This is a genomic window from Dietzia sp. NPDC055340 (assembly GCF_053645335.1).
Genome location: NZ_JBSHML010000011.1, coordinates 122553 through 142664, shown reverse-complemented (window position 1 = coordinate 142664; position 20112 = coordinate 122553). Strand labels below are relative to the sequence as shown.

Annotated in this window: 18 protein-coding genes and 1 tRNA gene; 10 read left to right on the top strand and 9 right to left on the bottom strand. The window is 69.7% G+C overall.

Going from position 1 to position 20112, the window contains the following annotated elements; translation table 11 throughout:
- Window positions 1-159: 159 nt before the first annotated feature.
- Entirely contained in the window at window positions 160-954 is a 795-nt protein-coding gene (locus tag ACWIFB_RS10360) for a class I SAM-dependent methyltransferase (protein WP_452098858.1), read from the bottom strand.
- Window positions 955-1078: 124 nt separating this feature from the next.
- Window positions 1079-2512, bottom strand: a complete 1434-nt coding sequence (locus tag ACWIFB_RS10355; protein ID WP_454058190.1) for an acyltransferase family protein — start codon at window positions 2510-2512, stop codon at window positions 1079-1081.
- Between the two features lie 167 nt (window positions 2513-2679).
- On the opposite strand from ACWIFB_RS10355, the gene ACWIFB_RS10350 reads away from it, so the two are divergent.
- On the top strand, window positions 2680-3753 hold the full coding sequence (locus ACWIFB_RS10350) for an NAD(P)/FAD-dependent oxidoreductase (protein ID WP_454058189.1): 1074 nt from the start codon (window positions 2680-2682) through the stop codon (window positions 3751-3753).
- 17 nt (window positions 3754-3770) lie between these two features.
- On the opposite strand, the gene ACWIFB_RS10345 is transcribed toward ACWIFB_RS10350, so the two are convergent.
- From ACWIFB_RS10345 to ACWIFB_RS10330, 4 genes are all read right to left on the bottom strand, one after another.
- Window positions 3771-4820 carry a nucleoside hydrolase gene (locus ACWIFB_RS10345; RefSeq protein WP_454058188.1) on the bottom strand — a complete coding sequence of 350 codons (1050 nt, stop codon included), beginning with the start codon at window positions 4818-4820 and terminating at the stop codon, window positions 3771-3773.
- Complete coding sequence (locus ACWIFB_RS10340) at window positions 4817-5338, bottom strand: mycothiol transferase (RefSeq protein ID WP_454058187.1); 522 nt, start codon at window positions 5336-5338, stop codon at window positions 4817-4819. The genes ACWIFB_RS10345 and ACWIFB_RS10340 overlap by 4 nt, the downstream gene beginning before the upstream one ends.
- Window positions 5332-6780 (bottom strand): SDR family NAD(P)-dependent oxidoreductase, encoded by a 1449-nt coding sequence (locus ACWIFB_RS10335; protein WP_454058186.1) that lies wholly within the window; start codon window positions 6778-6780, stop codon window positions 5332-5334. Before ACWIFB_RS10335 ends, ACWIFB_RS10340 begins: the two co-directional genes overlap by 7 nt.
- 185 nt (window positions 6781-6965) lie before the next feature.
- Window positions 6966-7051 (bottom strand) — tRNA-Leu (locus ACWIFB_RS10330).
- Window positions 7052-7241: 190 nt separating this feature from the next.
- On the opposite strand from ACWIFB_RS10330, the gene ACWIFB_RS10325 reads away from it, so the two are divergent.
- Window positions 7242-7784, top strand: a complete 543-nt coding sequence (locus ACWIFB_RS10325) for a YbhB/YbcL family Raf kinase inhibitor-like protein (protein WP_454058185.1) — start codon at window positions 7242-7244, stop codon at window positions 7782-7784.
- A gap of 19 nt (window positions 7785-7803) precedes the next feature.
- On the opposite strand, the gene ACWIFB_RS10320 is transcribed toward ACWIFB_RS10325, so the two are convergent.
- Entirely contained in the window at window positions 7804-8889 is a 1086-nt protein-coding gene (locus ACWIFB_RS10320) for a quinone-dependent dihydroorotate dehydrogenase (protein WP_452098851.1), read from the bottom strand.
- Between the two features lie 37 nt (window positions 8890-8926).
- Window positions 8927-9955 carry a YncE family protein gene (locus ACWIFB_RS10315; protein WP_454058184.1) on the bottom strand — a complete coding sequence of 343 codons (1029 nt, stop codon included), beginning with the start codon at window positions 9953-9955 and terminating at the stop codon, window positions 8927-8929.
- A gap of 187 nt (window positions 9956-10142) precedes the next feature.
- Here ACWIFB_RS10315 and ACWIFB_RS10310 point away from each other — a divergent pair, with 187 nt between their 5' ends.
- The 5 genes from ACWIFB_RS10310 to mshC are packed head-to-tail and all read left to right on the top strand — an operon-like array spanning window position 10143 to window position 14434.
- Window positions 10143-10988 (top strand): undecaprenyl-diphosphate phosphatase, encoded by an 846-nt coding sequence (locus ACWIFB_RS10310; RefSeq protein ID WP_452099059.1) that lies wholly within the window; start codon window positions 10143-10145, stop codon window positions 10986-10988.
- A 41-nt stretch (window positions 10989-11029) separates the two neighbouring features.
- The gene (locus ACWIFB_RS10305) at window positions 11030-11734 is read left to right on the top strand and encodes a histidine phosphatase family protein (protein ID WP_230928951.1); all 705 of its coding nucleotides are present in this window, start codon (window positions 11030-11032) and stop codon (window positions 11732-11734) included.
- 55 nt (window positions 11735-11789) lie between these two features.
- Window positions 11790-12377: a DUF3090 domain-containing protein gene (locus tag ACWIFB_RS10300; RefSeq protein WP_452098849.1), complete on the top strand. Its 588-nt coding sequence runs from the start codon at window positions 11790-11792 to the stop codon at window positions 12375-12377.
- The gene (locus ACWIFB_RS10295; RefSeq protein ID WP_454058183.1) at window positions 12374-13153 is read left to right on the top strand and encodes an SCO1664 family protein; all 780 of its coding nucleotides are present in this window, start codon (window positions 12374-12376) and stop codon (window positions 13151-13153) included. The genes ACWIFB_RS10300 and ACWIFB_RS10295 overlap by 4 nt, the downstream gene beginning before the upstream one ends.
- A gap of 27 nt (window positions 13154-13180) precedes the next feature.
- Complete coding sequence (gene mshC / locus ACWIFB_RS10290; RefSeq protein ID WP_454058182.1) at window positions 13181-14434, top strand: cysteine--1-D-myo-inosityl 2-amino-2-deoxy-alpha-D-glucopyranoside ligase; 1254 nt, start codon at window positions 13181-13183, stop codon at window positions 14432-14434.
- A 6-nt stretch (window positions 14435-14440) separates the two neighbouring features.
- Here mshC and ACWIFB_RS10285 read toward each other — a convergent pair whose 3' ends face one another.
- Window positions 14441-15367 carry a PAC2 family protein gene (locus tag ACWIFB_RS10285; protein ID WP_454058181.1) on the bottom strand — a complete coding sequence of 309 codons (927 nt, stop codon included), beginning with the start codon at window positions 15365-15367 and terminating at the stop codon, window positions 14441-14443.
- A 50-nt stretch (window positions 15368-15417) separates the two neighbouring features.
- Between ACWIFB_RS10285 and metH the strand changes: the two genes are divergently transcribed.
- The 3 genes from metH (at window position 15418) to ACWIFB_RS10270 (ending at window position 20091) form a co-directional block, all read left to right on the top strand.
- Entirely contained in the window at window positions 15418-18978 is a 3561-nt protein-coding gene (gene metH, locus ACWIFB_RS10280) for a methionine synthase (RefSeq protein ID WP_454058180.1), read from the top strand.
- Between the two features lie 136 nt (window positions 18979-19114).
- A complete protein-coding gene (locus tag ACWIFB_RS10275) occupies window positions 19115-19831 on the top strand; it encodes an HAD family hydrolase (RefSeq protein WP_454058179.1) in 717 nt (238 codons plus the stop codon).
- Window positions 19828-20091, top strand: coding sequence for a phosphoribosyl-ATP diphosphatase (locus ACWIFB_RS10270; RefSeq protein ID WP_230928958.1), 264 nt, complete (start codon window positions 19828-19830; stop codon window positions 20089-20091). The genes ACWIFB_RS10275 and ACWIFB_RS10270 overlap by 4 nt, the downstream gene beginning before the upstream one ends.
- Window positions 20092-20112 lie beyond the last annotated feature (21 nt).

Here is a 20112-nt window from a genome sequence, read left to right as displayed (position 1 = left end):
CGTGGCTGTGGCACCGATTGGCGCACTAATTTTCATGCAAACTCCGATCCCCGAATCCGCGACCAACTGTCCAAGAACAGCTTGGCAACAAACGCGAGGCGGGAGCGGGCGTTCATGCCGAGGAGCGGTTGCGAGAAGTGCCGGGGATGGCGGGGCGGGTCAGCGCTTGCGCAGGACGAACCCGACGGCGCTGATGTGCTCGTCATGGGTGGTGAAGGTCTTGCGCATCGCCAGCACCCGCTTTCGGGCGTCGGCGTCACGGAGGAGGTTGCGGACTATCCGGGCGAGGCCGACGACGCCCTCGTCGGCGAGCATGCGCCGCGGCTGGAGCAGCGCCATGGGGCGGAGCTCGGTGGCCTCTACCTCGAATCCGGCTGTCTCGAATAGCTCGCTCCACTCCGAGACGGTGAGCGGGCGTGCGTTGACGCGGATCGACCGGGCCAGGTCCTTGCGGATCTCGGTCTTGATCGAGTCGTCCAGGTCATCGGGAACCAGACACAGCTCATGAACGAGGTAGCGGCCGTCCGAGTCGAGCACACGGGCGGCTTCGTCCACGATCTGCTTCTTGGTCGAATCGCCCTGCATCGTGAGCATCGCCTCGCCCACCACGACGTCGGCTGACGCCGACTCGAGGCCGGTCTCCTGCGCAGAGGCCACGACCACGGCACCCCGTCCGCCGATGGCGGATCGCGTGACCTCGACGGCCTCCGGGTCGGAGTCGACCCCGGTGTAGGACGACGGAGACTCGTCCAGCAGCAGCGACGCGGTCAGGCCCAGGCCCGGCGCGAACTCGACGACGCGCTTGCCGGTGACGGTGGATGCGTGGACCATCCACTCGGACAACTCGCGGCCGCCGGGGCGTAGGACCTTCTTGCCCACCCGGGCGAGAAGCCAGTGGCCCGCGACGGACTCTGAGTCGCGCTCGTGCTGGGGGAGCGGCGGGCTGGAGGTCATGGGAGGTCCCTTCGTCTGCGTCAGCGCCCACCAAGGCAGGCCTTCTTTAGGAAAGGCTACCCTGACCAATAGTCATCGCGATAGGCGAACCTCACCGACGGAGGTCCGAGATCGGGACGGCGCTTCAGCGACGCTCGAGTGCCCGGCGCGCGGGCTCCTCGAGGAAGCGGTGACTCGCGGCGCCCGCAGCGAGCGAACCGGCCACCGTGACCGGCCAGATGACGTACATCCGGCGGGCCCACAACGACGTACGGGTCAGCGGGAACGAGGCCAGCAGGATCAGCTGGTGCCACAGGAAGATCCCGTACGACCACGCGCCGACCTTCTGCAGGGGCATCGATTCCAACACCGGGAACCGCGTGCCCTCCGGCGCCAGGACCACCGGCGCGAGCACCAGGAACGCCATCGCCCCCGCGAGCCCGGTGCGCGCCGCGAACTCGACGGGGCCGGGGTGGACGAAGCCCTCGGAGAACCACGCCGGCACGGTGGTGGCCACCAGTGCCGCACCGCCGACGACCCACCAGCCCCACCGGGCCAGACGGTCACGACAGAGACGGACGAGGGTTCCGGGAGGGGCAGTTGCCACCTCGGCCAGCAGCATGCCGGCGGCGAACCACGCGGTGAACGCGGGCGGCAGGATCTGCTCGTTGACGTACGGCGGCAGGATTCCGAGTCCGTGCCAGGGGAGCATCGGGAACACCAGGCCCGATGCGCCGAACGCCGCGATCACGGGGATCCGCCAACCGGCGGCGTCGCCGCGCAGACCCTTCATCGCGGTCCACAGGGCGGGGAAGGCGAGGTAGTACGCCATCTCCACGGCCAGTGACCAGGCGTGGGTCAACCCGGCGACCAGGAACTCGGAGGTGTAGATCTGCGTGAGGGTGAGGTTCACCAGCCAGGAGGTGGGGCCGTTGACGTGGTTCTGCTTGAGCAACAGCATCGCGGCGGCCACCAGCACCACGTAGGCGGGCATGATCCGGACCAACCGGGAGCGTAGATACTCCCTGGTCGGCCGGGCCGCCCCGGGCTCGTCCCGCCGGGCATGGGAGGCGTGGGTGCGCCACAGGAGGAATCCTGATTTGGCGAAGAACACCGCCACCGCGAGGTCCAGACGCCCGAAGACTCGCTTGAGCGGCGACCCCGAGGACGACCGGGTGACGAACGCGACGTGCGTGGTCAGCACCCCCACTGCAGCCAGGCCCCGGATCCCCTCGAGTGCGGGCACGAAGCCCCGGGCGCCCGCGGGCCGCCGCGATGCCGAGCCCGTCGTCCCGTGCTCGGTCACAGGCCGCCACGACCCCGCGATCGGCGCCGCCGAACCGACTCCCCCTGACGTCGCCGCGCGGGGCCCGGCCGCGGGCACCGCCGACTCCGCCCGCTGCCGCACCCGGCGTCGCACGGACCCGCGGACGCTCTCCCGCGCGTTCGTCACGGCTGTTCGCACCGAGGCCGTAAGGGGCTCCACTTCACCCCGGGCCACCGCCGCGCGCCGCGCGGAGACCCCGGCAGCGACCGCCCCGCCCGCGACGATGATCAGAGCGGCGGCGACGGACCTCATGGACTCTCCCGGGGCGGTGAAGGGGACGACGGCGAAGTGCGACGACGCCAGCGCCCGGGCACCTCCACAGGCCGCCCGGCACATCCGCAGGAGCCTAACACCGGTTCTAGTTCCGCCCGGCGACCACCCGCTAGGGTGGCAACACCCCTCCCCAGATCGGAGTGCCCATGACCGACGACTCCGGCGAGGCCGACCGTGGCGTTACCGGCACGAGCGACGCGGTGGCCGACCATGGCGTTACCGGCACGAGCGACGCGGTGGCCGACGCCGTGGACGTTCTCGTGGTGGGCGGCGGGCCGGCCGGGGTGTCCGCTGCCACCTGGGTGGGCCGGTACCAGCGCTCGACCGTGCTCGTCGATGCCGGGGCTCAGCGGAACCTCTCGGCCCGGCGGATCCACGGCATGCTCGGCACCGGCCCCACCACTCCGGCCGAGTTCTACGCCGACATCAACACAGGTCTCGACGAGTACCCGACGGTCCGCCGGCTCGGCGGGGCCGTCACCAGTCTGATCAAGGACTCCGACGACCGGTTCCTCGCCCGGATCGCCCCCTCTGACGGTGATGGTCAGATCATCGTGACCGCCAAGCGGATCATCCTCGCCACCGGGGTGCGCGACCGACTGCCCGACATCGCGGGTATCGAGGAGCACTACGGGGTCGATGTGCACCACTGCCCGGCCTGTGACGGCCTCACAGCCGCGGGTCGGCGGGTCATCGTGCTCGGCGCCGGCGCGCACGTACCGGCGAATGCCTCCGAACTGTTGGACTGGGCCTCGGAGGTCGTGATCATCACCGAGAGCGACTCCGACCCGTCCTTCGACGACGATCAGCGCGCGGCCTGCGCCGAACACCAGATCGAGGTGATCGACGGCGTCGCGCGCGAACTGGTCGGGGTACCGGACGCACTGGACGGTGTGCGGCTCGCCGACGGGAGGGTGATCGCGGGGTCGAGGGTGTTCTTCTCCTACGCGCATCACCCGACCAACGAACTCGCCACGTCCCTGGGCTGCGAGACGGACGACGAGGGCGGCTTGGTCGTCAACGCGCTGCAACTGACCAGCGTCGACGGCGTGTACGCCGCCGGCGACATCGTGACCGGACTGCAGCTGGTACCTATCGCCGTGGGCACCGGCGCCGCGGCCGGCGTGGCGTGCGCGACCTCACTGCGCGGGCACGCCACCGCTCCTGACGTGCCTGACCCGGCGCCTCCGACACGGAACTTCACCAGGCCGACCGACTGACAGGCCGACCGGCTGACTCAGCCCGGACCGCCCGGTGAGCCCGACCCGGCGAGCGAGGCGATCGCCGCACAGATGTCGTCCAGCACCGCGTCCGGGCCGCCCGGCGTGCGCACGTCGGTCGCGATCCGCGCGTTGGGCGCCCGCCCCCGGTGCCCGCGCCGGTCCTCGACGGTCATCCCCCGTGTGTGCTCACCGCGGCACTCCACCCGCACGCTCGCCGGCACGGACTCGACCGCGTCCGGATGCAGGGCCAGCCAGGCCACGAACGGGTCGTGCACCTGCGCCAGGTACCCCTCGCCGACGGACTCGTGGAACTCGAAGTAGAACCGCAGCGCCTCGGCCAACGCCCGCGTCAATGACGTGTCCGACGCCGCGACCAGTCGCGCGGACCGCTCCGGCGTCCACACCGCCCGCTCGGTGAGGTTCAACCCGCACCACAGCGGCCCCGAGACGTATGCGTCAGCGTTGTTCGCGTCCTCCCACGCCCGGCACACCGCGTCGGCGGCTTCCGGGTCGACGTCCACGTTCCATTCGCTGACCGGGGTGGTGTTGCCCGGATGGCCACGGAACGTTCCGCCCATCACCACCAGGTCGCCCACCAGCCCGGGCAACGCGGGTTCCGCCGCCAGCGCGCCGGCCAGCGTGGACGAGGGGCCGGTCACGATCGCCACCAGCTCACCGGAGTGAGCGCGTGCGGCGTCCAGCCAGAGATCGGCGCCGTCGCGGGGATCGGCGCGCCTCGTCGTCGCCGTCTCCGCCCCGGTCCCGACCTCGAGAACGGCGTGCCCCGCACCGCGGGGGCCGTGCGTCTCGGGCGTGAACACGTGCGGGACGGCGATCGCACCGGCCGCACCAGCGCAGACCGGTAGCGGGGGAGCACCGGCCAGGTCCAGCCACGCCAGCGCATTGGCCACGGTGTCATCGAGTCCCACGTTGCCGGCCGTACAGACCACGCCGACCAGCTCGATGCGCCCCGCCAGGTGCTCGGCCACGAGGTAGGCGATCGCCAGCGCGTCGTCGATGCCGGGGTCGCAGTCGAGCAGGACCGGGGTCGGGGGCCGGCTCACGGGCCCGGCGCGCGGTCCAGCAGCACGTCCCGGGTCACCTCGAGGTGTCCCAGGTGCCCGGCGACGTCGTGCAGGATGTGCGCGAGCACCCAGTCGACGGTCAGCGTCCCCGCCCGGCGCGCCGCGGCCACGTCGAACGCCGTCCCCGTGGGGTGCGCGAGGGTCCCGCGGTCGCGGGCGGCCGCCGCCCACCCGGGCAGCCGGTCCACCAGATCGGCGAGCCGGTCCACCTCCGGACCGACCGGCCCGGCAAACTCGAACTCCGCGGCCCGCTCGCGGACGACCTCCTCGGCGCCCAGGCAGGCCGCACCCCACGAGGTGATGACCCCGCACAGGTGGTGCACGAGGGCGGCCGCGCTGTTCGACGGCCACCTGGACCCGGGGCCCGTCGGCGCCACGTGGACCAGCGTGCCCGGCCCGTCCCCACCGAGGTCGGCGATGGCGGACCGGATGCCCGGGACCAGCTCGGTGCTGAGCACCAGGTGCGCGGCGGCGGCAGCGGGGTCCACGCTCACCACGGACTCGGCTCGAAGTCCTTGAGGAAGCAGCCGTACAGGTCCTCGCCGGCTTCGCCGCGCACGATCGGGTCCACCACGCGCGCGGCGCCGTCGACCAGGTCCAGGGGCGCGTGGAAGCCTTCTGCATGCAGGCGGACCTTGGTCACGTGCGGGCGCTCGTCGGTGATCCAGCCGGTGTCGACGGCGGTCATGAGGATGCCGTGCTCGGCGAACATCTCCTCCGCGGACGTGCGGGTGAGCATGTTCAGGCCCGCCTTGGCCATGTTGGTGTGCGGGTGGCCGGCCCCCTTGTAGCGGCGCGAGAACTGGCCCTCCATCGCCGAGACGTTGACGACGTACTTGCGCCGCGCCTTCGACGCCGCCATCGCGGGGCGAAGGCGGGAGACGAGGATGAACGGCGCCACCGAGTTGCACAGCTGCACCTCGAGCATCTCCATCGGCTCGACCTGCTCGACGGTCGCCACCCAGCTGTTGTGGTCCACCACGTCCGGCAGGAGCCCGCCAGCGTCGACGGCCGTGCCGGCGGCCATCCGCTCGAGGGACGACGACCCGGCCTGTAGCGCGAGGGTCGCGATGTGGTCGGCCTCCCGTTCGGCCTCCGCGCTGCCGATGAGGGCCGATTCGCCACCCATGAGGGCGGCGGGGTGGAGCTCGGAGGTGCGTCCCATCGTCACCATGGGGATGTCGGCGGCCCGGCCGGTCAGCGGCGCCGTCTCGCCCTCCACGAGTCCGGAGTAGGAGCCGGGGGAGCGGCGCACCGTCTGCGCCGCGTTGTTGATGAGGATGTCCAGCGGTCCGGCGGCGGCGACCTCGTCGGCCAGCGCCACCACCTGCGCCGGGTCACGCAGGTCCACGCCCATCACGTGGATCCGGTCGGCCCAGTCCGCGTAGTCGTCCATCTTCGCGAAACGGCGCACCGCGTCGCGGGGGAAGCGGGTGGTGATGGTGACGTCCGCACCAGCGCGCAGCAGCATCAGCGCGATGTACATGCCGATCTTCGCACGACCACCGGTGAGCAGCGCGCGCCGCCCGGACAGGTTCATCGCCGGGTCGCGCCGGGCCCGGTTGGCGGCAGCGCAGTCGGGACACAGCTGGTGATAAAAGGCGTCGACGCGGGTGAAGCGCTGCTTGCAGACGTAGCAGGCCATCGCGCGCTGCAGATGGCCCGCGACGGCGCCCGGGGTGGTGGAGACGAGGCGGATACCGGCCGTCTCGTCGTCGATGCGGGTGGGCGAGCCGGTCGCGGTGGCCTCGATGACCGCCTTGTCGGCCTCCTGGCGTGCGCGGCGCACCTCGGAGCGTCGGGTCTTCTTGAGGAGCTTGAACATGTGGCCCACCGACCGCTGCACGCGGATCGAGTCGGGATGATCGACGTCGAGCGCCGCCGCCTGGTCGAGGACCTGTAGGAAGGTGTCGAAGTCGTCTGGATCGATGCCGGTCACCAGGACACGGTACGACGACCACGTCGCCGGACCCTAAACCGAGCGCCGCGGGTGCGGCCCCCGTCACGCCGGTCCCACACCGGTGTTGCGAGGTCCCCCGAACCGGAGCCCGGGAATCCCCTGGAAACGAGAGCGGGCCCCGGATCCAATCGGATCCGGGGCCCTTCTACTGTCTCGACACAGTGTGCGCGAGGGGGGACTTGAACCCCCACGTCCGTTAATAGGACACTAGCACCTCAAGCTAGCGCGTCTGCCATTCCGCCACTCGCGCTTGCACACCTGCTCCGCCGGTGCGGGGATCTCCCCGCCTTGGCCGTGCGAGGAATGACATTAGCCGATGCCTGATCCGCTGACCAAATCGGGCGCCGGATCCTCCCGGCGCGTCCCGGTCATCGCTGGTAGACAGGGACGTGACCGGCTGGAGGACACCCTCCGGTGGAGTCCGATTCAGGAGGATGACGATGACCGAGTTCCGTGTGCCCGATCCCTACCTCGCATTGCCGGATCTGCCGTTGCTGAAGGTGGCCAGCGAGTCCTACACCGAGGGCGCCACCCTCAGCCCGGCACAGTTGGGCGGCGTGATGGGCGTCGAGGGAGGTGCGGACAAGTCACCGCAGGTGAGTTGGAGCGCAGGCCCCGAGGGCACGAAGAGCTACGCCGTGACCGTCTTCGACCCGGACGCGCCGACCGCCTCCGGGTTCTGGCACTGGGCCGTGGCCAATATCCCGGCGGACGTGACGTCCCTTCCGGAGGGCGCGTGCACCGCCGGCGACACCTCGGGGCTACCCGAGGGGGCCGCAGTGCTGCGCAACGACGCCGGCTTCAAGGGCTTCGTGGGTGCGGCGCCCCCGGCCGGCCACGGACCGCACCGCTACATCCTCGCCGTCCATGCGGTGGGGGACGTGATCGAACTCGGCGATGACGCCTCGTGCGCCTTCCTCGGCTTCAATCTGTTCGGCCAGGGCCTCGCCCGCGGAACCACCACCGCGCTCTACGAGCAGTAGGACGGCGCGCTGCGCGGGCTCAGCGATCAGCTGGACCGGATCGCACGGCCGACCCGACCGCCTCCGCCAGGGAGCTGTACCCGCCCTGGCGGAGGCGTCGTGCCACCAGGCGGCTGGATTCCCACAGCAGTGACGGGCCGGTGAAGATGAATCCCGTGTAGGTCTGCACGAGATCCGCACCGTGGGTGATCCGATCCCAGACGTCCTCCGGCGTCTCGACCCCGCCCACGGAGATGATGACGATTCTGCCGCCCGCCCGGGAGTAGATGCGCGAGAGCACCTCACGCGAACGGGCGGCGACGGGTGCCCCGGAGATGCCGCCGGCGCCCAGCGTCTCGACGTCCGTCGCGCGCGTGCGCAGCCCGTCGCGCGAGATCGTGGTGTTGGTCGCGACGATCCCGGACAGACCCAGTTCCAGGACGAGATCGGTCACCGAGTCGATGTCCCGGTCGTCGAGATCGGGAGCGATCTTCACCAGGACCGGAATCGTCGCCACATCGCGTACCGCCGCGAGGATGGGCCGAAGCGATTCGACGGCCTGCAGGTCCCGCAGCCCGGGCGTGTTGGGGGAACTGACGTTGACGACCAGGTAGTCGGCGAGCCCGGTGAGCATGGTCGCGGAGGCGACGTAGTCACGTACCGCGTCCTGCGCGGGGACGACCTTCGTCTTGCCGATGTTGATGCCCACGGGATCGCTGCTGCGTCGCCGGCGCAGGTTGTTGGCCGCGTTTCCGGCCCCGTGGTTGTTGAACCCCATCCGGTTGAGGATCGCGCGGTCCTCCGCCAGCCGGAACAGACGGGGGGCGGGATTGCCGGGCTGGGCGGAGGCCGTGACGGTGCCGACCTCACTGAACCCGAACCCGATCGCGCCCCAGGAATCGACCGCGGCAGCGTTCTTGTCGAACCCGGCGGCCAGCCCCAGCGGACCGGGGAAGGTGCGGCCGAGCACCTCCTGCGAGAGAACAGGGTCGCGCACCCCGAGGATCCGCCGGACCAGGGACCCGAGCGGCGGGATCAGCGTCAGGAGTTTGATCAGACCGAACACCAGGTGGTGGATCCGCTCCGCGGGAAAGCGGAACAGCAGCTTCTTGAGCAGCGCGTACACGGTTCTCCTCAGGTGAGACGTCTGCGGTCGGCGAAGGTCAGCCGGCCGGGCCGGCCAGGTTCGGTCGGATCAGGTGGAGCCCGGCGCCATCCGCGGACCCCACCACCACGGTGCCGGAGTCGGTGACCGCCAGGGCGTCGGGCTGGCGCACCGTCGGGATCTCCGCGCGCAGCACACCGATCCCGTCGCCGAGATCGTACGCCTGAACCGTGTTGGTCCCGGTAGAGGTGACCCACACGACGGACCGGGAGGGGTCCTCGGCGACCGCCCACGGAGCTGCCCCTACGGGGAACTGTTGATGGAGGCGCACCGGGGAGGTCGAATAGACCAGGAGCGTGTTTCCCACAGTGTCGGAGGCGACCAGGGACCCCTCGCCGAGGTCGCTCATCATCCCGGCCCCGCGACCGGCCCGCAGCAGCGGGCCCGCGACCTCCTCGGACGGGTCGATCGAGGCGATCACGGTGTCCGTACGACTCAGTGCGGTGACGGACCCGTCCCGTGCCACGGTGAGTGAGTCCACCGAGGTCAGACCCTCGAGCCGCGTCTCCTCGACACCCTCGGCGTCGCGGATCACCACCTCACCCTCTGCGGTGCCCGTGATCAGCTTCCCCTCCTGCGTGACCGCAGCGGCGGTGACCGGCCCCATCCCGGATATCTGCCTCGACCGCCCCTCCGGGGAGACCACCACGACGCCGTCGGGGTAGGGGACGACGAACGACCCGTCGTCACCCCCGGTGGCGGTACCCGCGTCCGCGGGGAGTTCGACGGAGTGCTCGGGGATCCACCTGGTGCCGTCGACACGGCCGATCTGGAGGTCGCGCCCGGTCTGCGACTGGACGGCGACCCGATCACCGACCGCCACGACCGCCCGGACCGATCCCGGGACCGGAACGAGCTCTCCGCCCTCGGGTTCGAAGACCTGCGGGGACTCCGCCGGAGCCGCGCTGCCCTGGGCGAGCTGCCCCTCCTCGAGTTGGCTGGTCGCGGACGAGCAGGCGGAGAGCCCCACAACGAGCGCGAGAAGTGCGGCGGGCACGCCTGATCGGCGGAGGACACGACGGGTCACGGTGTTCCTTTCGACGCGCTCTATTGTCCACCACGCAGGTCACCAGGCGCCGATCAGGGCCGGGCGACTACCCTCACGGCGTGCGACCGGCACACGAGTGCGTCGTGACCCCCGCCCATGCCTGACCTCTACGAGAAAGAGCCGCACCGTGAACACAACGGTCCTCGCCGCACCGACGCTGGAAGGCATGTCCTGGATCCAGGTCATCGTGCTGTCAGCGCTCCAGGGACTCACCGAGTTCCTCCCCGTCTCCTCCTCCGGCCACCTCCGGATCTTCTCGACCTGGTGGTTCGGGGCCGACGCCGGAGCGTCGTTCACCGCGGTGGTCCAGCTGGGCACCGAGGCCGCGGTCCTCGTCTTCTTCTTCAAGGACATCGTCCGAATCCTCGTGGCGTGGTTCCGAGGGGTGTTCGACTCGTCGCGTCGCGACGACCCGGACTATCGCCTCGGGTGGTTCGTCATCGTGGGTTCCATCCCGATCGCGATCATCGGGTTCGTCGGCAAGGACCTCATCCGGGACGCCGCGCGGAACCTCTGGATCACCGCCATCGTGTTGATCCTCTTCTCCTTCGTGTTCCTCATCGCGGAGAAGGTCGGCAGGCAGGACCGTCCCGTCGACGGAAAATCCCTGGCCGGGTTGAAGATGAAGGACGCGATCGTGATGGGGCTGGCCCAATGCCTCGCGCTCATCCCGGGGGTGAGCCGCTCGGGCGGCACCATCTCCGCAGGTCTGTTCCTGGGCATGTCCCGCGAGGCGGCGGCGAGGTTCTCGTTCCTCCTCGCCATTCCCGCCGTCCTCGCCTCGGGGCTGTTCAGTCTTCCGGACGCGTTCGAGCCGTCGGTCGGACAGTCGGCGAGCGCGGTCCAGTTACTGGTCGGCTCGGCGATCGCTTTCGTCATCGGCTACGCCGCGATCGCCTGGCTCCTGCGTTTCGTCCAGAAGCACTCGCTGGCGTGGTTCGCGGGCTACCGCATCATTCTCGGCCTGCTGGTCATGGGCCTGCTCGCCACCGGCACCATCCCCGCGACCTGACGTGACCGCCTGATCGATGCCGCGTCGGTAATCTGCCTCCTATGACCGTCATCCTGCTCCGGCACGGCCGCTCCACCGCCAACACCGCGCTCACTCTCGCCGGGCGGACGCCGGGGGTCGGACTCGACGAGACGGGCCTCGCCCAGGCGACCGAGCTCGGCGGTCGGTTGTCCGGACTCCCGGTCGGGGCGATCGTCCGATCCCCGCTCATGCGATGCCGCCAGACGGTGGAACCGCTCGCCGGCGCCCTCGGTCTGGATCCCGTGATCGAGGACGGTCTGACCGAGGTCGACTACGGGAGTTGGACCGGGCGGCCGCTCAAGGAACTCGCCTCCGAACACATGTGGTCGGTGGTACAGCAGCATCCCTCGTCCGCGGTGTTCCCGCGGGGCGAGTCGCTGGCGGCCATGGCGACCAGGGCCGTCGACGCCGTCCGTCGCCATGACCGGCACCTCGCCGAGCAGGCGGGCCGGGACGTGCTGTGGGTGGCCTGCAGCCACGGCGACGTGATCAAGTCGGTCCTGGCCGACGCGTACGGGATGCACCTGGACCAGTTCCAACGGATCGTCGTGGAACCTGCGTCCCTCTCGGTGGTGCGGTACACCCCGCACCGCCCGTTCGTGCTCCGGGTCAACGACACCGGCGGCGACCTGACCGGTCTTCACGGCGACCCGGCCGGACACGTGGGCACCCCGACCGACGGGCACTCTGAATCCGATGCCGTGCCGGGCGGGAACGTACCCTGATGAACCGCACCACCACCCGCACAGATCCACACACCGACACGAGGAGACGACCGGCATGAGCAGGGCAGTCCACGAGTTCCGCGAGCCGACCCGGTTCGTGGTGGGCACGGTCGGCCAGCCCGGCGAGCGGGTCTTCTTCGTCCAGGCCACGGAGTCCGGACGCACCATCACCGTGAGGTGTGAGAAGCAACAGGCAAAGATCCTGTCCGACCGGATGGGGGATCTGCTCGACGAGATCGCCAGCAAGTCCGACTTCCCGGTACCGCCGGCGGGGGGGATGGTCGATGACCTCGACCCGCTAGAGATGCCGGTCGACCCCGAGTTCAACGTGGGCACGATGGGTCTGGGCTGGGACGGCGACAGGGGTCAGGTCGTCGTGGAGCTCCTGGCGATCGACCCGTCGGCCACGGACGAGTCGGTGGTGCTGTCGGACTCCGAGGACGCACCCGATGCACTCCGCGTGTTCCTCACCCCGCAGCGCGCCCGGCAGTTCGTCCTGCGCAGCGACAAGGTGGTCTCCGCGGGCCGCGAGCCCTGCCCGTTGTGTGGTGAGCCGATCGACACCACCGGCCACTTGTGCGTCCGGCTCAACGGTTACCGTCCACGATCCGGTGAGGCACTGACCGAGCTCATCGATCCGTGACCAGATCGTCAGCCGGCCCCGAACTCACCGTCCTGCACCGGATCCCGTCCGGCAGCAACGCCGTGTACCGCTGTGTGGATCAGCACGGAGACGGATGGGTGTACAAGCCGTCGGCGGGGGAGAGGCCCCTGATGGATTTCCCGGACGGGAGCCTCGCAGCCCGGGAGGTCGCGGCCTTTGTGGTGTCCGCGGCCCTGGGGTGGGATCTGATCCCCGAGACGGTCACGGCACACGGCCCGGGTGGCCGGGGGATGGCACAGCGGTGGATCGACGAACGCGACAGCGTGGGCGGCGCCTACGACCCCGTGGATGTCCATCCGGTCGACTCGGTTCCGGAGGGCCGCGCGGTGGTCCTCCGGGGTGAGGGCTCCCGGGGCGAGGAGGTCGTCGTCGCCCACGACACCGACGACAGACTTCGCCGTATCGCCCTGCTCGACCTCGTGGTGAACAACGCCGACCGCAAGGGCGGCCACGTCCTGGTCGACCGCGCCGGTCGCTCCTGGGCGATCGACCACGGGTTGTCGTTCCATGTGGACCCGAAGGTCCGCACCGTACTGTGGGGGTGGGCCGGTCAACCCCTCGTCGGGGGTGCCGTGGCAGACCTGACGAGGCTCGCCGGGGAGTTGGCCTGGGAGGGCGGCCTCGCGAGCCGACTGACACACCTGCTCTCGTCCGACGAGATCGATGCGCTGGCAAGGCGCGTGGACGGACTCCTCACCGACGGGCGGTTCCCCGTCCCGGGCCCGGGTTACCCCTTACCCTGGCCGCTCTTCTGATCCGGCCGGGTCTCTAGACTCGGCCCCATGCACTCGTGGTCCTCGCCTGTCGTCCCCTCACTTCCCGGCGACGGCGTTCCCCTCAAGTTGTTCGACACCGCGGGCGGTGCGGTCCGTGAGGTGGCGGCCGGGCCTCTCGCACGGATGTACGTCTGTGGGATCACCCCGTATGACACGACTCATCTCGGTCACGCCGCGACGTACCTGACCTTCGATCTGGTCTACCGACAGTTGCTGGACGCGGGCCATGCCGTCCACTACGTCCAGAACACGACCGACGTCGACGATCCGCTGTTCGAGCGGGCGGACCGCGACGGCGTGGACTGGCGCGAGCTCGGCGATGCCGAGACGGATCGGTTCCGTGCCGACATGGAGGCGCTGCGCGTCCTCCCACCACAGCAGTACGTGGCGGCCACCGAGACGATCGACGAGGTGGTCGAGATGGTCGGCGAGCTGATCGAGCGCGGGCACGCCTACCGCATCGACCCGGAGGTCGACGGATACTCGGATGTCTACTACCGCCATCGAGCGACGCCGGATTTCGGTTACGAGTCGGGATATGACGACGACGAGATGGCGGCTGCATTCGCCGAGCGCGGGGGCGATCCGGACCGCAGTGGCAAGGAGCACCCCCTGGACGCCCTGCTGTGGCGGGTGCAGCGACCCGGTGAGCCCTCGTGGCCCTCGCCGTGGGGAGAGGGGCGCCCCGGCTGGCACATCGAGTGTTCTGCGATCGCACGCAACCGTCTCGGGATGAACTTCGACATCCAGGGCGGGGGCAGCGACCTGGCGTTCCCACACCACGAGTTCTCCGCTGCCCACGCCGAGGCCGCCTGTGACGAGCGTCCGTTCGCCCGGTTCTACGTGCATTCGGCGATGATCGGCCTCGACGGCGTCAAGATGAGCAAGTCACTCGGCAACCTCGTCCGCGTGCAGACACTGCGCGAGGAGGGCGTGGACCCGGCGATCATCCGGCTGGGGCTGGCCGCCGGCCACTATCGCACCGACCGTTCGTGGTCTGCCGAGATCCTCGACGAGGCCCGCGTCCGCTACTCGACCTGGAACACCGCTATCGCCCGTGGCGCCGGTGCCGATGCCGGTGCCAGTATCGCAACCCTGCGGGCGCGGCTGGCCGACGATCTCGACACCCCGGGCGCTCTCGAGGCGATCGATTCCTGGGCGGCGGCGACGTTGGCCGGGGAATCGACCGACCCCGTGGCGGGAGAGCTGATCTCCACCGCCCTGGACGCCCTGCTGGGCGTCCGTGCATCCGCCGACTGACCCGCGTCAGCCGGCGTCCGGCTCGTCCCGGTCCCCGCGCAGGAAGCGCTCGAACTCCGCCGCGATCGCGTCGCCGTCGACGAGCGGCATCGCCTCACCGCTGGAGGCACGTCCCCGGTCCGGCTCCGGGTCGTCCCCGTGGTCGATCTCGTTCTCCTCGTCCATCCGCTCCTCCAGGGAGCGGATGTAGTCACGGAGGTCCTCGTCCTCGCCCGCGGCGGTGTCGACCTTCTCCACCCAGGTCCTGGACTGCGCCCGGAGGGCGTCCATCGCCACGGCCATGCCCAGGTTCTCCGCGAGCCAGGACAGCATCGCCTCCGTGCCGCGGGGATTGGGCGGCGACGCCACGTAGTGGGGGACCCCCGCCCACAGGCTCAGGGTGGGGACACCGGCCTCGGTCAGCATCTGCTGCAGCACCCCGGTCATCCCGGTGGGCCCCTCGTAGTCGGAGGCCTCGACCCCCATCGACGACATGCGCTGACGGCTGAACGCAGTGCCGGTCAGCGGCACCGGACGCGTATGCGGGACATCCGCCAGGTACGCCCCGAGCAGAACCACCTGGGACACCCCGAGAGTGTCCACGAGGTCGACGAACTGGGAGGCGAAAGTGCGCCACCTCAATGCCGGCTCCGGGCCGCGGACGAGCAACACGTCATTGGCCACGCCATCGGGACGACACGCGGACACGACGATGCGCGGCCACTCGATCGACCGCGATACCCCGCCCGAATGCCGGATGACAGGGCGCTGATCCAGGTAGTCGAAGAACTCGTCGCCGCCGATCTCCGCGATCTCCCGCGCCTCCAGGTTGAGGGCGAGATGCTCGATCGTCCCGGTCGCGACATCCGCGGCGTCGTTCCAGCCCTCGAAGGCCACGATCATGACCGGGCTCTCCAGATCCAGATGCCCGTCAGGACTCCATTCGACAGTCATCAGTACAGCCTACGTACGTCCGATTCCGCCTCACCCATACACTGGGGCCCATGTCTGTCGATTTCGATTCGCCCTTATTGGATGCCGCACGTGGGCGTGTGCTGATCGGCGACGGGGCGATGGGCACGATGTTGCAGGCTGTTGACCTCACCGTCGACGGCGACTTCCTCGGCCTCGAGGGTTGTAACGAGATCCTCAACGCCACCCGGCCCGACGTCGTCGAGAACATCCACCGCGCATTCTTCGAGGCCGGCGCCGACCTCGTCGAGACCAACACCTTCGGCTGCAACCTGTCCAACCTCGGTGATTACGACATCGTCGACCGGATCGGCGAGCTCGCCGAGAAGGGGGCGGCCATCGCCCGCAAGGTCGCCGACGAGATGGGCCCGTCCGAGGACGGGACCCCCCGCATGGTCCTGGGGTCACTCGGTCCGGGCACCAAACTGCCCTCGCTCGGTCAGACCACCTTCGAGGAGATCCGTAGCGCCTATGCCCAGGCCGCAGAGGGCCTCGCCCGCGGCGGCGCCGACGCCTACCTGATCGAGACCAGCCAGGACCTGCTCCAGGTCAAGGCGGCCGTGCTCGGCTGTAAAGACGGAATGGCCGCCGCCGGCCGTCGGCTGCCGATCATCTCGCACGTGACCATCGAGACAACCGGCACGATGCTGCTCGGCTCGGACATCGGCGCCGCCCTCACCGCGCTCGAGCCCCTGGGGATCGATATGATCGGGCTCAACTGCGCGACCGGCCCGTCCGAGATGGTGGAGCACCTGCGCTACCTGTCCCAGCACTCCGAGATCCCGGTGTCGGTCATGCCCAACGCCGGCCTACCCGAGCTGGGCCCGAACGGTGCGATCTACCCGCTCGGTGCCGAGGAGTTCGCGCCCCAGGTCGCGGACTTCGTCTCCGAGTTCGGCCTGACGATGGTCGGTGGCTGCTGTGGCACCACCCCCGAGCACATCACGCGGCTCAAGGAGCAGGTCCTGTCCCGCACGAAGGCCGAGCGACCCGTCGAGCCGATCAATGCCGTCTCCTCGCTCTACACCTCCACGCCGATGCGGGCCGACGCCGGCATCATCATGATCGGCGAGCGCACCAACGCCAACGGCTCCAAGCGGTTCCGTGAGGCCATGCTGGCCTCCGACTGGGACACCTGCATGGATATCGCCAAGGAGCAGATGCGCGACGGCGCCCAGATGGTCGATCTCTGTGTCGACTACGTCGGGCGCGACGGCGCCGGCGACATGGCCGAACTCGCGGGCCGCTTCGCCACCGCCTCCACGCTCCCGATCATGCTCGACTCCACCGAGCCCGAGGTGATCAAGGCGGGCCTCGAGCACCTGGGCGGCCGCTGCGCGGTCAACTCGGTGAACTACGAGGACGGTGCCGGGCCGGACTCCCGGTTCCAGAAGATCATGCGTCTGGTCGCCGAGCACGGTCCCGCCGTGGTCGCACTCACCATCGACGAGGAGGGCCAGGCGCGCACGGCGGACCGCAAGGTCGAGATCGCGGAACGTCTCATCGCCGACCTCACCGCGAACTGGGGGGTGGCCGAGGACGACATCATCATCGACTGCCTGACCTTCCCCATCTCCACCGGTCAGGAAGAGGTGCGTCGCGACGGTATCGAGACGATCGAGGCCATCCGACGACTGACCGACGCGCACCCGGCGATCCACACCACGCTGGGACTGTCGAACATCTCGTTCGGCCTGAACCCCGCGGCCCGTCAGGTCCTCAACTCCGTGTTCCTCCACGAGTGCATCCAGGCCGGCCTCGACTCGGCGATCGCGCACAGCTCCAAGATCCTGCCGATGAGCAAGATCGACGAGCGCCAGCGTGAGGTCGCATTGGACCTGGTCTACGACCGCCGCCGCGAGGGCTACGACCCGCTCCAGGTGTTCATGGAGCTGTTCGAGGGAGTCTCCGCCGCCAGTGCCAAGGACGCCCGGGCCGCCGAACTCGCGGCGATGCCACTGATGGAGCGCCTTGCCGCACGCATCGTCGATGGTGAGCGAAAGGGTCTCGAGGCGGACCTCGACGCGGCGATGGAGCAGATCCCGCCGCTGCAGATCATCAACGAGCACCTGCTGAACGGCATGAAGACCGTCGGCGAACTCTTCGGGTCCGGGCAGATGCAGCTACCGTTCGTGCTGCAGTCCGCGGAGACGATGAAGGCCGCGGTCGCCCACCTCGAGCCCCACATGGAGGCCAGCGACGAGGACGGCAAGGGCCGGATCGTCCTGGCGACGGTCAAGGGCGACGTCCACGACATCGGCAAGAACCTGGTGGACATCATCCTGTCCAACAACGGTTACGACGTCGTCAACATCGGCATCAAGCAGCCGATCGCGGACATCATCTCCGCGGCCCGCGAGCACAAGGCCGACGTGATCGGCATGTCCGGCCTGCTCGTGAAGTCCACCGTGGTGATGAAGGACAACCTGTCCGAGCTCAACACAGAGGGGATCGCGGACGAGTTCCCGGTGCTGTTGGGCGGAGCCGCATTGACGCGCGCGTACGTCGAGGTCGACCTGGCCGACATGTACAAGGGCGACGTGTTCTACGCCCGCGACGCGTTCGAGGGCCTGCGTCTGATGGACGAGGTGATGACCTCCAAGCGCACCGGTGTCCCGATGGCCGAGTCGTCGGAGTCCGCGGCCAAGGCCGCCGAACGTCGTGAGCGCCGCGCCCGTTCGGAGCGGATCGCGGCCAAGCGCGCGGCGGAGGCCGAGCCCGTGGTCGTCCCGGAACGGTCGGACGTGGCGGCGGATCAGCCCATCGCGACGCCGCCGTTCTGGGGAACGCGGATCGCCAAGGGCATCCCGGTCGCCGACTACGCCGGCCACCTGGACGAGCGCGCGCTCTTCTTCGGCCAGTGGGGACTGCGCGGCACCCGCGGCGGCGACGGGCCCGACTACGACGAGCTGGTCGCCACGGAGGGCCGTCCGCGGCTGAGGGACTGGATCAGCCGCCTGACCACCAAGGGCATCCTGTCCCACGCCGCCGTGGTCTACGGGTACTTCCCGGCGTACTCGGTCGGCGACGAGATCTGGGTGCTGGCCGAACCGCGGCCGGACGCCGAGGTGATCCACAAGATCGCCTTCCCCCGTCAGCAGCGACCACGATTCCTGTCCATCCCCGACTTCCTGGCATCCCGCGAGCGGTGCCGGGCGGAGGGCGCGGTCGACGTGCTCCCGTTCCAGCTGGTCACGATGGGCACCCCCATCGCGGACTTCGCCAACGAGCTGTTCGCGGGCGACAACTACCGCGACTACCTCGAGGTGCACGGCCTCTCCGTCCAGCTCACCGAGGCCCTCGCCGAGTTCTGGCACCGCCGCGTCCGCGACGAACTCCGACTGCCGGAGGGTGCCGTCTCCGCCGAGGACCCGGACAGCATCGATGAGTACTTCAACCTGAAGTACCGCGGCGCGAGGTACAGCTTCGGCTACGGGGCGTGCCCGGATCTGGAGTCCCGCAAGGTCGTGATCGACCTGCTTCAGCCGGAGAGGATCGGAGTCGAACTGTCCGAGGAGCTCCAGCTGCACCCCGAGCAGTCCACGGACGCGTTCGTGCTGTACCACCCGGAGGCCAAGTACTTCAACACCTGACCGGTGTGCGACGCGGCCCGGACCCACAGCGGTCCGGGCCGCGTCGTCGTTTCCGTGTGCTCGCCGGGGGAGTGGGCGTGCCCCCGTCCGCGCACGCCCACTCCTCGGGTCGGGGCGTTCGGGTAGACAGTAGGCCGTGACCAGCATCGCGTGTGATCGTGCCCCGTCCGCCATCTGTCTCGACATGGACGGGACCCTCGTCGACACCGAACGACTATGGGACGTCGCCGTCTATGAGCTCGCCGAGCACATGGGGCGCCCCCTGGACGAGTCGACTCGAGAGCGGACGCTCGGAAACTCATTGCACGGCTTCTTCGAGATCCTCGGTGAATACACGGGCCACCGGATCGAGGGGGAGGAGTTCGATCGTCTCGCGCACCGGCTCAATTCACGGGTCACCGAACTGATGCGGACCGACATGACGTGGCGCCCCGGGGCGGAGGAGCTCCTCGCGGAGATCGCGGAGACCGGAACCCCGGTGGCGCTGGTCACCAACACGACGGCAGACGTGGCTCAGGTGCCCCTCGAGTTCATCAACCGGTCGCGATTCGACGTGGTGGTGACCGGGTGCATGGTCCCCGACGCGAAGCCCGCGCCGGACCCCTATCTCTTCGCCTGCGCGCGTCTGGGTGTGGACCCCCGCTCCTCGGTGGCGATCGAGGACTCCGTCACCGGCGCCACCGCCGCCGTGGCCGCCGGCTGCCGCGTGCTGTACGTGCCGTCCACTGATGGTCAGCCCGACGTGACCGGCGCACACACCCACCCGACACTCGTGGGTGTCGGGGTCTCCGCACTGCACACGCTCACCTCAGGGACACCCGCCGCTGTCGCTGTGGGAGAATCGGGCGTGTGAAGACCTTCGACTCGCTGTTCGCCGAACTGTCCGAGCGGATCGCCGCGCGCCCTGAGGGCTCCGGGACCGTCACCGCATTCGACAAGGGCGTACACCATCTCGGCAAGAAGGTCATCGAGGAGGCCGGCGAGGTCTGGATCGCAGCCGAATACCAGTCGGACGCCGAACTGGCGGAGGAGATCTCCCAGCTTCTCTACTGGACGCAGGTCATGATGCTCAAGCGGGGCCTGGGCCTCGAAGACGTCTACCGACATCTGTAGACCGTCACCCACGCCCACCCC